Origin of the sequence: Streptomyces tubercidicus (genome assembly GCF_027497495.1) — a bacterium.
GTDB classification, from domain to species: domain Bacteria; phylum Actinomycetota; class Actinomycetes; order Streptomycetales; family Streptomycetaceae; genus Streptomyces; species Streptomyces tubercidicus.
The window spans coordinates 412,528-426,234 of record NZ_CP114205.1 but is presented as its reverse complement, the minus strand read 5'-3'; the positions used below and the strand labels follow the sequence as shown (position 1 = coordinate 426,234).

The following is a 13,707-nucleotide window of genomic DNA, read 5'->3' as shown; positions in this document are numbered from 1 at the left end:
GCTCACCGCGCGCCGAGTTGGGAGGCGGACTGCTTGCGCTGCTGGGTGAGCCCGTCGATCAGGCCGTACTCCTGGGCGGCCGGTGCGTCGAAGATCTTGTCGCGCTCGATATCGGCGGCGATCCGTTCCCGGGGCTGTCCGGTGTGCTCCGCCAGCATCCGCTCCAGCATGTCGCGGGTGCGCAGCAACTCCTCCGCCTCGATCTGCAGATCGGTGGCCTGGCCCTGGATGGGCTCGTGGAGCGAGGGCTGGTGGATCAGGATCCGGGCGCCGGGCAGCGCCAGCCGCTTGCCGGGGGTCCCGGCGGCCAGCAGCACCGCGGCGGCGGAGGCGGCCTGCCCGAGGCAGATGGTCTGCACGTCGCACGACACGAAGCGCATCGTGTCGTAGATGGCGGTCATCGCGGTGAACGAGCCGCCGGGCGAGTTGATGTAGAGCGAGATGTCCTGCTCGGGCGCGCTGTGTTCGAGGTGGATGAGCTGCGCCATGACGTCGTTGGCGGACGCGTCGTCGACGGGGGTGCCCAGGAAGATGATGCGCTCGCTGAGCAGCTTGGAGTACGGGTCCATGGTGCGCGTCCCCTGGGACGTGCGCTCGGTGAACTCAGGAAGGACATAGCGGGCCATTGGTTGCAGCATGATGCCGGCTCCTCTCTCTGTGAAAAATGTACAGGATGTACGTCCAGTTAGAATGGGAGCATGGCCTACGAAATTCCGGTGACGCAAGCACGAGCGGAGCTGGCGGATCTGATCAATCGCGTCGTCTACGGCGGTGAGCGGGTGGTCGTCACCCGTCACGGCAAGCCGCTGGTGGCGCTGGTATCCGCCGCTGACCTGCAGCTACTGGAAGAGCTGGGGCGGCGTGAACAGGATGTGGAGGACGAGCAGGTGATCAGCACGGTCTCGTCCGTGCGGCAGCTCCCGTCCGCTCCGGGCGAACGGCGGCGGTTCGGGATCGCCGCAGAACACCGCGACCCGCCCGCCGGGGACCGGCGACCGGGTCGCGAGAGTTGACGGTCAGCGCGCGCTGACCGTGCGGGGGTGCGGGTGGCTCAGGAGCTGAGCTCCCACAGCGCGTGCGCGATGGCGTCGGTGTTGTTGTCCAGCGCCTTGTCGTCGATGTTCTTCGAGGTGTCGCAGGACTGGTGGTAGCAGGCGTCGAACGCCTTGCCGGCCTCGCCGCCCCAGTTCTTCGCCTGCTCCTCGGTCTTCTTGTAGTCGGCGCCGGAGAAGAGGCCGCCGACGGCGATGCCCGCGTCCTTGAAGGAGGCGTGGTCCGAGCGGCCGTCGCCCTCGGTCTCCTTCTCGGTGGCGAGGTTCTTCTTGGCGAAGAAGTCCTTGAAGACCTTCTCCAGGCGGGTGTCGTCGTCGTAGACGAAGTAGCCCGGGTTCGGCGAGCCGATCATGTCGAAGTTCAGATAGGCGTCGATCTTCGACTTGTCGGCGCCGAGCTTGTCGACGTACGCCTGCGAGCCGACCATGCCGTCCTCTTCGTCGCCGAACCAGGCGAACCGGAGGTGCTTGGTGGGCTTCAGCTCCGCCTTGGCGACGGCGAGCGCCACCTCCAGGATGCCGGACGAACCCGAGCCGTTGTCGTTGATGCCGGGACCGTCGGGGACCGAGTCCAGGTGGGCGCCGGCCATCACGGTCTTGCTCTCGTCGCCGCCCGGCCAGTCGGCGACCAGGTTGTAGCCCTTGGCGCCGCTGCCGTCGAACTCCTGGACCTTGGTCTTGAATCCGGCCTTGTCCAGCTTGCCCCTGATGTAGTCGACGGACGCCTTGTAGCCCGGCTGTCCATGCGCGCGGTTGCCGCCGTTGGCGTCGGCGATCGACTGGAGCTGGTCCAGATCGGCCTTGACGGCCTTGACGTCGATGTCCGGGGCGGCCGCCGGCGCGGTCCCGGCGTAGGCGCCGGCCGCGGTGAAGACGGTGGCGGCGACGGCGGCGACGGCGCCCGTGGCCAGCGCGGCCCGGCGTATTCGCGTGGAACGAGTCACGATGTTGCTCCGATACTGGTGTGGGGGGATGGAGCTATTTGACGCGCACATGAGGATTGCGATCACTCCGCAAACCGTCAAGAGCGCATACCGGACAGTGGTGTTCGGCGAGCGGGCCGGGTCTGGTTTGCGTCTGGTTTGCGTCGGTAGGAGTGCTTCGTGGGCGCCTGGCCGTCGTCTGCTCCGGGGGCCCTAGCGGCCCGCAAGGGGTGGATTCTCGCCAGCTGATGACCTGTCAGGTCCGGGATGCGGCGGGGGCGTGGCCGCTCCGGGAGGCGGTCGCCGTGCCGTAACGGGCCGTAATGAAGCCGCGTTACACCGGGCGGAAGAAGGGGCGCCGACAGGTCGCCGACCGTAACGCCGATGAAATCCCGCCGAACTAGCCTCCTGGCGTGCGGAGCTTGATGGGCAAGTGCTGAAAGTCGGTTTGCTCCTCCTTTAATTACTGCGTGATACATCTATCGACGCGGGTGTGTCCACGCCTGTGACCTGGGCGAACACGACCCGGGCGGAAGACTGTGAGGTGGAAGGTATGCAACTGACCCCGCATGAACAGGAGCGTCTGATGATTCATGTGGCGGCAGACGTGGCCGAAAAACGCCGCTCCCGGGGGGTGAAGCTCAACCATCCGGAAGCGATCGCGCTGCTCACCGTGCACATCCTCGAAGGGGCCCGGGACGGCTGTACCGTCGCCGAGCTGATGTCCTCCGGCCGCAAGGTGCTCACCCGCGACGAGGTCATGGAAGGCATCCCCGAGATGATCCACGACGTGCAGGTCGAGGCCACCTTCCCGGACGGCACCAAGCTCGTCACCGTTCACGAACCCATCAACTGAACGGGGAGAGCGAAGAATGATCCCGGGCCAGATCCTCCCCGCCGACGAGCCGGTGCGCCTCAACGAAGGTCTTCCCCGCACGCGGATGACCGTCCTCAACGCCGCCGACCGCCCCGTCCAGGTCGGCTCCCACTACCACTTCGCCGAGGCCAACCCCGGCCTCGACTTCGACCGCGCGGCCGCGCACGGCAAGCGACTGAACGTCCCGGCCGGCTCCGCCGTGCGCTTCGAGCCCGGCATCCCCACCGAGGTCGAACTCGTCCCCATCGGGGGCCGGCGCATCGTCATGGGCCTGCGGGGCGAGACCGGAGGCACCCTCGATGACTGAACTCACCCGCCAGTCCTACGCCGACCTCTTCGGCCCGACCACCGGTGACCGCATCCGGCTCGCCGACACCGACCTCGTCATCGAGATCACCGAGGACCGCTCGGGCGGCCCCGGCCGGGCCGGCGACGAGGCCGTCTTCGGCGGCGGCAAGGTGATCCGCGAATCGATGGGCCAGTCCCGCGCCACCCGCGCCGAGGGCACCCCCGACACCGTGATCACCGGTGCGGTCGTGCTCGACCACTGGGGCATCGTCAAGGCCGACGTGGGCATCCGGGACGGCCGGATCACCGCCCTGGGCAAGGCCGGCAACCCCGAAACCATGGACGGCGTCCACCCCGACCTGGTCATCGGCCCCGAGACCGAGGTCATCGCGGGCAACGGCAAGATCCTCACGGCCGGTGCCATCGACACCCATGTGCACTTCATCTGCCCGCAGCAGGCGGACGAGGCGCTGGCCTCCGGCGTCACCACGATGATCGGCGGCGGCACCGGACCGGCCGAGGGCAGCAAGGCCACCACCATCACCCCCGGCTCCTGGCACGTGTCCCGGATGTTCGAGGCCATGGACTCCCTGCCGGTCAACGTCGGTCTGCTCGGCAAGGGCAACACCACCTCGCTCACCTCGATGCGCGACCAGCTGCGGGCCGGGGTCCTCGGCTTCAAGATCCATGAGGACTGGGGTGCGACCCCCGCGGTCATCGATGCCTGTCTGACCGTCTGCGAGGAGAGCGGCGCCCAGCTCGCCATCCACACCGACACCCTCAACGAGGCCGGTTTCCTCGGCGACACCCTCGCCGCCATCGCCGGCCGCTCGATCCACGCCTTCCATGTCGAAGGCGCCGGCGGCGGCCACGCCCCCGACATGATCGCGATGGTCTCCGAGCCGAACGTCCTGCCCGCCTCCACCAACCCCACCCGGCCGCACACCGTCAACACCGTCGAAGAACACCTCGACATGCTGATGGTCTGTCACCACCTCAACCCCGCGGTCCCCGAGGACCTGGCGTTCGCCGAGTCCCGGATCCGGCCCTCCACCATCGCCGCCGAAGACATCCTGCACGACCTCGGCGCCATCTCGATCATGGCCTCGGACGCCCAGGCCATGGGCCGGATCGGCGAGGTCGTACTGCGCACCTGGCAGACCGCGCATGTGATGAAGCGGCGCCGCGGCGCGCTGCCCGGCGACGGCGGCGCGGACAACCACCGTGCCCGCCGTTATGTCGCGAAGTACACCCTCAACGCGGCCGTCGCCCAGGGCATCGACCATCTCGTCGGCTCCGTCGAGAACGGCAAGCTCGCCGACCTCGTGCTGTGGGACCCGGCCTTCTTCGGCGTCAAACCGCAGCTGGTCATCAAGGGCGGCCAGATCGCCTATGCGCAGATGGGCGACGCCAACGCCTCCATCCCCACTCCGCAGCCGGTGCTGCCCCGCCCGATGTTCGGTGCCACCGGCCGGGCCCCGGGCAGCAACTCGGTCAACTTCGTCGCCCCGCAGGCCCTGGCGGACGGCCTTCCCGAACGCCTCCCGCTGGCCAAGGGCTTCGAGGCGATCCGCAGCACCCGCGGCATCACCAAGGCCGATATGCGCAACAACGATGCCCTGCCGCGCGTCCAGGTCGACCCGGACACCTTCACGGTGACCATCGACGGCGAGGTGGTCGAGCCCCGCCCCGCCGCCGAACTCCCCATGGCCCAGCGGTACTTCCTCTTCTGAGACGGCACCGATGAGCACCCCGACCAAGGACACCCACCACCGATGAGCCGCGCAGCGCTGCTCGTCCTCGCCGACGGCCGGTTCCCCGCCGGAGGGCACGCCCACTCGGGCGGCGCCGAACCGGCCGTCGCCGCGGGACGTATCAAGGACGCCGCCACCCTGGAGACCTTCTGCCGGGGCCGGCTGCACACCGCGGGTCTGGTCGCGGCGGGGCTCGCCGCCGCGGCCGCGGCCGGCCACGACCCGCTCCTGCTGGACGACGCCGCCGACGCCCGTACGCCCGTACCGGCACTGCGGCAGACCGCCCGGCGGCTCGGCCGGCAGATGATGCGGGCGGCCCGCGCCACCTGGCCGAGCGCCGCACTCGACGCGCTCGCCACGGCCCGCCCCCGCGGCGCCCACCAGCCCGTCGTCCTGGGCCTGGCCGCCCGGTCCGCCGGTCTGCCGCCGCTCGATGCCGCCTACGCCGTGGCCTACGAGACCGTCAGCGGACCGGCCACCGCGGCGGTCCGGCTGCTGAGCCTGGACCCCTTCGACGCCACCGCCGTGCTCGCCCGCCTCACCGCCGATCTCGACCTGATCGCGGAACGGGGCGCGGACGCCGCGCGGCGGGTCGCCGACGAAGGAGTCGACGCACTGCCCGCAGCCTCGGCGCCCCTGTTGGACATCACCGCCCAACAGCACGCCGCCTGGCCGGTACGCCTCTTCGCCTCCTGACCCACCGGCGCCACCGCCGGGAACCGCAACCCCTGAAACCTTGGAGTGACATGCACCGCGACCACGACGACCCCTTTCCCGAGCGCTACACCTACAGCGCCACCGGTGCCGTACGGGTAACCCCGGCAGCCAACGACCCGAAGGAGAGCCACCACGGAACACGGCGGAGCGGCACCCGGCGGGCCCTGCGCATCGGGCTGGGCGGCCCGGTCGGCACCGGCAAGACCGCCACCGTCGCCGCGCTCTGCCGTGCGCTGCGCGACGAACTCTCCCTCGCCGTGGTCACCAATGACATCTACACCCGCGAGGACGCCGAATTCCTGCTCCGGGAGGCCGTCCTGCCCGCCGAGCGGATCTCCGCCGTCGAGACCGGCGCCTGCCCGCACACCGCCATCCGCGACGACATCTCCGCCAATCTCGAAGCCGTGGAGGACTTGGAAGAGGCGGTCGGCCCGCTCGATCTCGTACTGGTCGAATCCGGCGGCGACAACCTCACCGCGACCTTCTCCAAGGGCCTGGTCGACGCCCAGATCTTCGTCATCGATGTGGCCGGCGGCGACGACATCCCGCGTAAGGGCGGCCCCGGTGTCACCACCTCCGACCTCCTCGTGATCAACAAGACCGACCTCGCGCCCTACGTCGGCGTCGACCTCGAAGGCATGGCCCGCGACGCCAAGGCCCAGCGCGGCGAGCTGCCGGTCGTCTTCACCGCGCTGAAGTCGGAGAACGGCGTCCGGCCCGTCGTGGAGTGGGTCCGGGGGCGGCTGGCGGACTGGAGCGCTGGCCCGGCATGACCACCGCAGTCCGCACCCCGCCGGTGCCGCCGCGGACCGCCACCGCTCCGGCCGCCGGTCTGCGCGCCACCGCCCGCATCGTCGCGCGGGCCGATGACGCGGAAAGCACCACCCGGCTGCCCGTCCTCGACGGCGACGGCCCGTTCGCGCTGCGCCGGATCCGTGGACCCGGCGGGCAGGCCCGGGTCTGTGTCGTGGGTGCCATGAGTGCCCCCCTCGGCGGCGACCGGCTGGCCATCGAAGCCACCGCCGAGGCGGGCAGCGCACTGCACCTCACCAGCGCCGCCGCGACCGTCGCGCTGCCCGGCCGCACGGCCGACCACGCCACCTACGACGTGCGGTTGACGGTGGCCGACGGCGCCCGGCTCGACTGGCTGCCCGAACCGCTGATCTCGGCGGCCGGCAGCGCACTGCGGATGACCACCACCGTCGAACTGGCCCCCACCGCACACCTGGTACTGCGCGAGGAACAGGTCCTGGGACGCAGCGGCGAGGAGACCGGCGCGCTGCACAGCCGGCTCATCGTCCGCCGGGCCGGCCGGACCCTGCTCGACCAGGAGACGGCGTACGGGCCCGGCGCCCCCGGCTGGGACACCTCGGCCGTCCTGGACGGACACCGCGCCCTCGGCCAACTCCTCGTGGTGAAGCCGGAGTTCGCGCAGTGCCCGGCCGAGGTGCGGCTGCTGGGGGCCGCGGCGGGGGAGCGGTCCGACGACGGCGCGGGACACGGCGTCCTGGCGCCGCTCGCCGGTCCCGCGGCCCTGGCCACGGCCGTCGCCCCGGACGCGCTCCGGCTCCGGCGGCTGCTGGACGAGGCCGCCCGGGGCGTCGGCGCCGGGTGACGGCGGTGGGCGACGACAGCGGGTGACGACAGCGGGTGACGGAGCCGGGTGGCGTCGGGTGGCGGCGGCCCGGCTCAGACCTCCAGGTCCGCCTCCAGCCGGGCGAGACGGTGGCGCGCCAGCGCGAGATTGGCGCGCTTGCGGTCCAGCACCAGATAGAGGAAGAGGCCGCCGCCGTTCTTGCCCGTCACCGGGCGGATGATGTGGTACTGCCCGGTCAGGGTGATGAGCATGTCCTCGATGGCGCCCTGGAGTTCCAGCATCTCCATGGTGCGCATCTTGGCGCGTACGACATCGGTATTGCCGGCCGCAGCGATATTGAGGTCCAGCGCCTGATTGTCGCCCAGGGTGGCCAGTGCCATGCCGCTGGTGTAGTCGACCAGGGCGACGCCGACCGCGCCCTCGATGGTCGACATCGCGTCGGCGAGAGCGGATTCCATTTGAGCCATGAGGGGTTCAGACCTTTCGATTCCTTGACGGTGTTTCCGGTTCGGGGGTTTCGGGGGGTATGGGGTATCGCTGGGCTGCTCGTATCGGGGTGTGCTCTTACCGGTGGGGTGCCGTGTCCACCAGGGCGCCGATCCGCTCCGCGGCCTTCCGGGCCTGCAAATGGAGCCGCCCCACATTGGTGTCCGTGCTGGCCACGGCGGTCAGGACCGCGCGGCGCCCGGCCGAATAGGCGGCGATATAGCCGGTGGCGCCGCGGGTCAGGGATTCCTCGAAGGAGCCCTGTCCGGTGGCCTCGGTGAGGCGTTTGGCGACACCGATCGCGGCGGCGGTGAGCGCGGCCAGACCGTCCGGTTCGATATCCGGCAGATCGTGGGCGATCACCATGCCGTCCACGCTCGCGACCATCCCGCCCTGGAAATGGCGCACTTGATCGCGCAACGTATGCAATTCCTCCCGTATCCGGGGTTCGATCGTCATCAGTCTCCTTTTCCGGGCGCGCTTTCCGATGACACGCCTCATGGGATGCACGGTCTCCGTGCGTCAGGGCTCACAGGTTCTCCTCCAGCGCCGTACGCAGTCGGACAAGGAGGGCAATATCCGGATCGGCGGTATCGAGGAGGTCCGGAACCGGTAGTTGCCAGGTCGGGGTGGGGTGTTCGTCGGCGGCGGGGGCGGCGGGCCCGTCCAGGCAGGCGCCGGGCCGGCGGCGGGGGAGCGTCATCGCCGCCGGGGGCAGCTGGACGAGCCCGGCGGCGGCGAGGCGGCGGATGTCGAGCAGGGTCGCGAAGGCGGACTGGCCCAGCAGACGGGCCAGTTCCTGCGGGGTGTGCCGGCCGTCGGCGCGGTCGAGCAGCCGCCGTTGCCGGCCCGTGGTGGGGGCCGCGGTGTGCGGGCGGACGGGTATGACGGGGGAGGAGTCGACCGCCGCCCAGGGGTGGAGCCGGTCGAGCAGCGCCCGGCGGCGGGCCGTCGCCTGCTGGAGCGCACCGGCGCTGATGAGCCGGACGACCCCCATCCAATGGGCGGTCCCGGGCGTGAAGGAGGTGGACTCGGGCGGCAGGGGCAGTGCGAAGAACGCCGCGTCGAGAAGGGCGGCGAGATGGCATATCTCCAGTTCGCTCTGGGTCAACCAGCCCTCGCTGACCAGGAACTGCGCGCCACTTCGGTGCGGTCCCGCGCTCTCGACGGCGTACTGCCAGCCCTGCGGCGGCACCTTGCCGGCCGCGATGAGGCGGATGTCGAGACCGGGGGCGGCGGTGCCCTCGACGCAGTAGACGGCGCCGTCGAGAAGGTAGATACAGCCGTGCGGGCCGCGGAGGGCGCCGGTGGCCCGTTCGGCGGCGCAGCGGTCGAGCAGCCCTGCCGGTGCGGGCGGGGGAGGGGATATGGGCAGGCCCATGGCTGGTTCCTTTAACGTGCGTGCGGTGTGGCGGAGCGCGGCTCAGGACGCGACCAGCTCCGCCGCCAGATCGCGCAACCGGAGCCGCGCGACGGCGAGATTGGCTTGGTTGCGGTCCAGCCAGAGCCAGAGGTAGGTCTGGCTGTCGAAGACCGTGTGCACAAAGCGGATGAGGTGGTAGCTGCCCTCGGCCGTGATGATCAGGTCTTCGAGGGCCGGGCCCCCGGCGCCGGAGGTGTCGAAGGTGGCGTTGCGTGCCACGGCCTGCACCACCTCGGCGGTGTCGGCGGCGGCGGCGTCATGATCGCCGTGCGGTGCCTGCCCCGCCGTGCCGAGGGTCAGACCACTGGTCCAGTCGATCAGTCCGGCGCCCAGAACGCCCGGAATCCCCATTGCCTGGGACAAGACCTGATCGATACCCGGCACTTCGGATCTCCTTCGCGACGGCTCTGAGGGTGCGCAAACGCCGAAGCCCTCCCGTGGCAGTGAGTGGGAGAGCCTTCACGGAAGGTTACTGAAGCTGTGCGGCTGGCACATGCCTGTGGGGCAGGTCTACGGCAATTGACGTATTCTCGCCCCTGCGCGCCCCCTTGGCGGCCAACGAGCCGCGCCGCGCTCCACCGCGCCGTCCGCCGCCCCGCGCTCCCCGCCGAGCCGTCCGACCTGCTGGTTTACCCTCGCCCGCCCGGCAACTGCCGTACGTACGGACCATGTTGAGGATGCCACTGACGGGGTCCGAGTAGCGGGGGAACCCACGTCCTGCGGCAGAGTCCTTGGCCGGAATGATGAGGTTCCGCTGCGATCTCCGGCCGTTCCTCCGCCCTGCGCAGGTGACGGGCCGCGAACGGCACGCCAAGAAACCTACAGGTTGGTAAAGAATCCCGGGTCGAGCCTGTTCAAGAGGGCGCTGCGCACGACAGGATCCCTCTGTACATCCTGTGATCAACATCGCCACAAGTGGCACACCTGCAGGGGGAATTGACCACGTGAGAAAATCAGCAGCGCTCGGCGCCGCCGGAACTCTGGTGTCCGGAGCACTTCTCGCCGGAGCCATAACCGCCACACCCGCCCAGGCGGGTGAGCAGCACCAGCGCGGTTCGGCCGAAGCGCGCGGTGTGGCGACCGCCGCCGCGCGCGCCGCCAAGAAGGGCATCGACTGGCAGGACTGCCCCGCGGACTGGAACCTCAAGTCCCCGGTCCAGTGCGGCTATGTCACCGTCCCGGTCGACTACGCCAGGCCGAACGGCCGCACCATCAAGATCGCCGTCGACCGTGCGCGCAGCACCGGCGGCAAGGAGCAGCGACAGGGCTCCCTCCTCTACAACCCCGGTGGCCCCGGCGGTTCGGGCATGAAGTTCCCGAACCGCATCACCACCAAGAACCCGCTCTGGGCCAAGACCGCGAAGGCGTATGACTTCGTCGGTTTCGACCCCCGGGGCGTGGGCCACTCCGCGCCGATCTCCTGCATGGACCCGCAGGAGTTCGTCAAGGCGCCCAAGGCCGACCCGGTGCCGGACAGCGAGGCGGACAAGCGCGCCCAGCGCAAGCTCGCCAAGCAGTACGCCGACGGCTGTGCCGAGCGCAGCGGCCGCCTGCTGCCGCACATGACGACCGCGAACACCGCGCGCGACATCGATGTGATCCGTGCCGCGCTCGGTGAGAAGAAGCTCAACTACCTGGGCGTGTCCTACGGCACCTACCTGGGCGCGGTCTACGCGACGCTCTTCCCCGGACACGTCCGCCGGATGCTCGTCGACAGCGTCGTCGACCCCTCCCGCGAGAAGGTCTGGTACCAGGCCAACCTCGACCAGGACATCGCCTTCGAGACCCGCTGGGGCGACTGGAAGAAGTGGGTCGCCAAGAACGACGCCACGTACCACATCGGGGACACCCCCGAGAAGGTCCAGGCGTCGTGGGAGAAGCTGCGGGCGACCGCCAAGAAGAAGCCCATCGGCGGTGTGGTCGGCCCCGCCGAGCTGACCGGTTACTTCCAGAACGCTCCCTACTACGACGACGTGTGGGCCTCGATCGCCCAGGTCTGGAGCGCGTACCGCGCCGGTGACAGCAAGCCGCTGGTGGAGAACGCCGGTCCGAACCTCAAGGACACCGCCGGCAACATCTCCGCGGAGAACGGCAACGCCGTCTACACGGCCGTCGAGTGCACCGACACCAAGTGGCCCACCAGCTGGCGGACGTGGGACCGCGACAACACCCGCATCCACCAGCGGGCACCGTTCATGACCTGGTCCAACGCCTGGATGAACCTGCCCTGTGCCACTTGGCCCGTCAAGCAGCAGCGGCCGGTCGACGTCAAGACCGGCAAGGGTCTGCCGAACGTGCTGATCGTGCAGAGCGTCCGCGACGCGGCCACCCCGTACGGCGGCGCGGTCGAACTGCACCGCCGCCTCAAGGGCTCCCGCATGATCACCGAGCGGGACGCCGGATCGCACGGTGTCACCGGCGAGGTCAACCCCTGCATCAACAAGCGGGTCGACACGTACTTCCTCACCGGGAAGACCGACGCCAAGGACGTGACCTGCGCCCCGCACGCCACGCCCAAGCCCTCCACGGCGAAGGCCCTCGTCGGCGCCCTGGACCTTCCTGCCGTGCACTGATGCACTGATGACGGCATGAAAGGTGCCGAGACCGCATAACGGCACGCAGGGGCGGCCGGGATTTCTCCCGGCCGCCCCTGTCGTCGTTCCTAGCCACCGCTCAGCGCGCAGGCCCCTTTCTGCTCCCGGGCCCCCGCCGCCCCTGCGCCCGCCCCTGCGCCCGCGCCTCTTCGAGCGCCGCGGCCTTGGCCTCGCCCGCGTAGGTGTCGACGTACTCCTGGCCGGACAGGGTGAGGATCTCGTACATGATCTCGTCGGTGGCAGCGCGCAGGACCATGCGTTCGTCCTCCAGCCCCGCATAGCGCGAGAAGTCCAGCGGGGCGCCGAAGCGGATGGTGATCCGCCTGATGCGCGGCAGCCGCCGCCCCGTCGGCTGCGCCTCGAACGTGCCGATCATGGCGCACGGCACCACCGGCACCCCGGCCTGGATGGCCATCGAGGCGACGCCGGTACGGCCCTTGTAGAGGCGGCCGTCGTGCGAGCGGGTGCCCTCCGGGTAAATGCCCAGCAGCCGGCCCTTGCGCAGTACGGAGAGCCCCGAGGAGATCGCCGCCTGCGAGGCACGGCCGCCGGAGCGGTCCACCGGAATCTGTCCGACGCCCCGGAAGAACGCCGCGGTCAGCCGCCCCTTCAGACCGGGCCCGGTGAAGTACTCGGCCTTGGCCAGAAACGTCACCCGGCGCGGCACGATCGCCGGCATCACAAAGTGATCCGCGAACGACAGATGATTGCCGGCGATGATCGCCGCGCCCTCCTCCGGCACATGATCGAGTCCCTCGATCCGCGGCCGGAACACCAGCCGCAGCAACGGCCCCAGAAGCAGGTACTTCAGCACCTGATAGAGCACAGGACAGCTCCCCATTTCCGTCGGCTCGCCGGGACGGCCACCTCGTCGCAGGTCACAAGGGCTGCCCGGAACGGCCAGTGAGTCTATGGGCAAGTGTGGTAGCGGGTAACCACCTTTGGGCGGATCAATGCTGACTCTTTCCGGTGCCACCGCGGCCCCTGGGACGCCACCCCGCGCCACCCACCCGCTTGTTACCTTTCGGTACCCGCTTTGGCATCCGCGGACAACTTTCCACTCGCCTTGAGACCTGACGTGTTGACGCGCCGTACGGTCCGGCAAGCGAGCCTGACCCCCCCCACGGTCCGGGCCGAGGACAGGAGTGAGAGATGTCCCGCAGGAAGACGGCCGGTCGACGTCAGAAGATCATCATCGGTGTCAGCGCCGCGGCACTGGTCGGCGGCATCGCCATCGCCACCACAGGCACCAGCCAGGCATCGGCGGCGTGCGACGGACTGGCCACCGCGCTGAGCAACAATCAGAAGTTCATCGCCGAGCAGAAGGCCCATCCGGACGCCCAGTCAGCGGCCCGGATCGCCAACCGGGAGGCCGTGATCAAGGAGATCGGGGTGAAGCAGCGGGCCGCCGGGTGCGACGGGGGCGGGGGTACGGCCGAGGGTGCCCCGCCGGCGGCCGACGAGCCACCCGCGGGCGGCGACGGTGCCGCGTCGCAGCAGCCGTCCGGAGCGGCGCAGCCACCCGCCTCGGACGACCCGTCCGCCTCGGACGATCCGTCCGCGTCCGGTGACTCGTCCGCCTCCGGGGCCCCGCCGGCCGGCGAGGGCGATGTGGTCTGCCCCGGCTCGACGGTGACCCTCTCCGGCGAGGGCGGCGCACCCGCGGCCTCCAGCGGCGAGTTCCCCACCGGCACCAAGCTGAAGGTGACCAACCTGGACAACAACAAGTCGACGACGGTCTCCGTCACGTCCCCGTCGGGCAGCTGTGTGCTGCTGAACAACGCGGCCTTCGAGGAGGTACGCGAGCAGGGCAAGAACCTGATCCGGCGCGCCCGCATCGAGCGCGTGGGGTGACCCCGGTCCGGTGGCCGGCCGCGGAGCCGCCTCCTCCGCGGCCGGCCACCCTGTCTCCGGGGCGGCATCCGCAGGCCGTACGGGCGACCTCACGGCGTGGCCGCTTGTCCGTGACGGCGCGGCGAGGTGGCCTGGGGCCGCC

The 13,707-nt window shown here is 70.3% G+C and carries 16 protein-coding genes; 9 read left to right on the top strand and 7 right to left on the bottom strand.

The genetic code is table 11. The features are described from left to right. Positions 1 to 2: 2 nt before the first annotated feature. Positions 3 to 638 (bottom strand): ATP-dependent Clp protease proteolytic subunit, encoded by a 636-nt coding sequence (locus STRTU_RS01895; protein WP_159741911.1) that lies wholly within the window; start codon positions 636 to 638, stop codon positions 3 to 5. Positions 639 to 698: 60 nt separating this feature from the next. Between STRTU_RS01895 and STRTU_RS01890 the strand changes: the two genes are divergently transcribed. Further along, a complete protein-coding gene (locus tag STRTU_RS01890) occupies positions 699 to 1,013 on the top strand; it encodes a type II toxin-antitoxin system Phd/YefM family antitoxin (protein WP_159741910.1) in 315 nt (104 codons plus the stop codon). Between the two features lie 38 nt (positions 1,014 to 1,051). Here STRTU_RS01890 and STRTU_RS01885 read toward each other — a convergent pair whose 3' ends face one another. Next, entirely contained in the window at positions 1,052 to 1,996 is a 945-nt protein-coding gene (locus tag STRTU_RS01885; RefSeq protein ID WP_159741909.1) for a M28 family metallopeptidase, read from the bottom strand. Between the two features lie 532 nt (positions 1,997 to 2,528). On the opposite strand from STRTU_RS01885, the gene STRTU_RS01880 reads away from it, so the two are divergent. The 6 genes from STRTU_RS01880 to STRTU_RS01855 are packed head-to-tail and all read left to right on the top strand — an operon-like array spanning position 2,529 to position 7,226. Then, positions 2,529 to 2,831 (top strand): urease subunit gamma, encoded by a 303-nt coding sequence (locus tag STRTU_RS01880; RefSeq protein WP_159746631.1) that lies wholly within the window; start codon positions 2,529 to 2,531, stop codon positions 2,829 to 2,831. A 16-nt stretch (positions 2,832 to 2,847) separates the two neighbouring features. Next, on the top strand, positions 2,848 to 3,159 hold the full coding sequence (locus tag STRTU_RS01875; protein WP_159741908.1) for an urease subunit beta: 312 nt from the start codon (positions 2,848 to 2,850) through the stop codon (positions 3,157 to 3,159). Beyond that, a complete protein-coding gene (locus tag STRTU_RS01870; protein WP_159741907.1) occupies positions 3,152 to 4,873 on the top strand; it encodes an urease subunit alpha in 1,722 nt (573 codons plus the stop codon). The genes STRTU_RS01875 and STRTU_RS01870 overlap by 8 nt, the downstream gene beginning before the upstream one ends. A 42-nt stretch (positions 4,874 to 4,915) precedes the next feature. After that, positions 4,916 to 5,590, top strand: coding sequence for an urease accessory protein UreF (locus tag STRTU_RS01865; RefSeq protein WP_159741906.1), 675 nt, complete (start codon positions 4,916 to 4,918; stop codon positions 5,588 to 5,590). Positions 5,591 to 5,640: 50 nt separating this feature from the next. After that, positions 5,641 to 6,384, top strand: coding sequence for an urease accessory protein UreG (gene ureG, locus STRTU_RS01860; RefSeq protein WP_159741905.1), 744 nt, complete (start codon positions 5,641 to 5,643; stop codon positions 6,382 to 6,384). Continuing rightward, complete coding sequence (locus STRTU_RS01855; protein ID WP_159741904.1) at positions 6,381 to 7,226, top strand: urease accessory protein UreD; 846 nt, start codon at positions 6,381 to 6,383, stop codon at positions 7,224 to 7,226. The genes ureG and STRTU_RS01855 overlap by 4 nt, the downstream gene beginning before the upstream one ends. A 74-nt stretch (positions 7,227 to 7,300) precedes the next feature. On the opposite strand, the gene STRTU_RS01850 is transcribed toward STRTU_RS01855, so the two are convergent. The 4 genes from STRTU_RS01850 to STRTU_RS01835 all read right to left on the bottom strand — a co-directional run bounded on the left by STRTU_RS01850 (position 7,301) and on the right by STRTU_RS01835 (position 9,501). Further along, complete coding sequence (locus STRTU_RS01850) at positions 7,301 to 7,675, bottom strand: roadblock/LC7 domain-containing protein (protein ID WP_159741903.1); 375 nt, start codon at positions 7,673 to 7,675, stop codon at positions 7,301 to 7,303. Positions 7,676 to 7,772: 97 nt separating this feature from the next. Further along, positions 7,773 to 8,153, bottom strand: coding sequence for a roadblock/LC7 domain-containing protein (locus tag STRTU_RS01845; protein ID WP_159741902.1), 381 nt, complete (start codon positions 8,151 to 8,153; stop codon positions 7,773 to 7,775). A 70-nt stretch (positions 8,154 to 8,223) separates the two neighbouring features. After that, positions 8,224 to 9,075: a hypothetical protein gene (locus STRTU_RS01840; protein ID WP_159741901.1), complete on the bottom strand. Its 852-nt coding sequence runs from the start codon at positions 9,073 to 9,075 to the stop codon at positions 8,224 to 8,226. A gap of 42 nt (positions 9,076 to 9,117) precedes the next feature. After that, a complete protein-coding gene (locus tag STRTU_RS01835; protein ID WP_159741900.1) occupies positions 9,118 to 9,501 on the bottom strand; it encodes a hypothetical protein in 384 nt (127 codons plus the stop codon). 560 nt (positions 9,502 to 10,061) lie between these two features. Here STRTU_RS01835 and STRTU_RS01830 point away from each other — a divergent pair. Further along, positions 10,062 to 11,690 (top strand): alpha/beta hydrolase, encoded by a 1,629-nt coding sequence (locus STRTU_RS01830; protein ID WP_159741899.1) that lies wholly within the window; start codon positions 10,062 to 10,064, stop codon positions 11,688 to 11,690. Between the two features lie 100 nt (positions 11,691 to 11,790). Here STRTU_RS01830 and STRTU_RS01825 read toward each other — a convergent pair whose 3' ends face one another. Beyond that, the gene (locus STRTU_RS01825) at positions 11,791 to 12,537 is read right to left on the bottom strand and encodes a lysophospholipid acyltransferase family protein (protein ID WP_159741898.1); all 747 of its coding nucleotides are present in this window, start codon (positions 12,535 to 12,537) and stop codon (positions 11,791 to 11,793) included. Between the two features lie 326 nt (positions 12,538 to 12,863). Here STRTU_RS01825 and STRTU_RS01820 point away from each other — a divergent pair, with 326 nt between their 5' ends. Beyond that, positions 12,864 to 13,565 (top strand): RlpA-like double-psi beta-barrel domain-containing protein, encoded by a 702-nt coding sequence (locus STRTU_RS01820; protein ID WP_159741897.1) that lies wholly within the window; start codon positions 12,864 to 12,866, stop codon positions 13,563 to 13,565. Positions 13,566 to 13,707: the final 142 nt, after the last annotated feature.

Excerpts from the sequence above, each read along its gene's own strand:
- STRTU_RS01870 (WP_159741907.1), top strand. The coding sequence starts at position 3,152 with ATGACTGAACTCACCCGCCAGTCCTACGCCGACCTCTTCGGCCCGACC.
- STRTU_RS01840 (WP_159741901.1), bottom strand. The coding sequence starts at position 9,075 with ATGGGCCTGCCCATATCCCCTCCCCCGCCCGCACCGGCAGGGCTGCTC.
- STRTU_RS01875 (WP_159741908.1), top strand. The coding sequence starts at position 2,848 with ATGATCCCGGGCCAGATCCTCCCCGCCGACGAGCCGGTGCGCCTCAAC.
- STRTU_RS01845 (WP_159741902.1), bottom strand. The coding sequence starts at position 8,153 with ATGACGATCGAACCCCGGATACGGGAGGAATTGCATACGTTGCGCGAT.
- STRTU_RS01895 (WP_159741911.1), bottom strand. The coding sequence starts at position 638 with ATGCTGCAACCAATGGCCCGCTATGTCCTTCCTGAGTTCACCGAGCGC.
- STRTU_RS01855 (WP_159741904.1), top strand. The coding sequence starts at position 6,381 with ATGACCACCGCAGTCCGCACCCCGCCGGTGCCGCCGCGGACCGCCACC.
- STRTU_RS01865 (WP_159741906.1), top strand. The coding sequence starts at position 4,916 with ATGAGCCGCGCAGCGCTGCTCGTCCTCGCCGACGGCCGGTTCCCCGCC.
- STRTU_RS01880 (WP_159746631.1), top strand. The coding sequence starts at position 2,529 with ATGCAACTGACCCCGCATGAACAGGAGCGTCTGATGATTCATGTGGCG.
- ureG (WP_159741905.1), top strand. The coding sequence starts at position 5,641 with ATGCACCGCGACCACGACGACCCCTTTCCCGAGCGCTACACCTACAGC.
- STRTU_RS01820 (WP_159741897.1), top strand. The coding sequence starts at position 12,864 with ATGTCCCGCAGGAAGACGGCCGGTCGACGTCAGAAGATCATCATCGGT.
- STRTU_RS01890 (WP_159741910.1), top strand. The coding sequence starts at position 699 with ATGGCCTACGAAATTCCGGTGACGCAAGCACGAGCGGAGCTGGCGGAT.
- STRTU_RS01850 (WP_159741903.1), bottom strand. The coding sequence starts at position 7,675 with ATGGCTCAAATGGAATCCGCTCTCGCCGACGCGATGTCGACCATCGAG.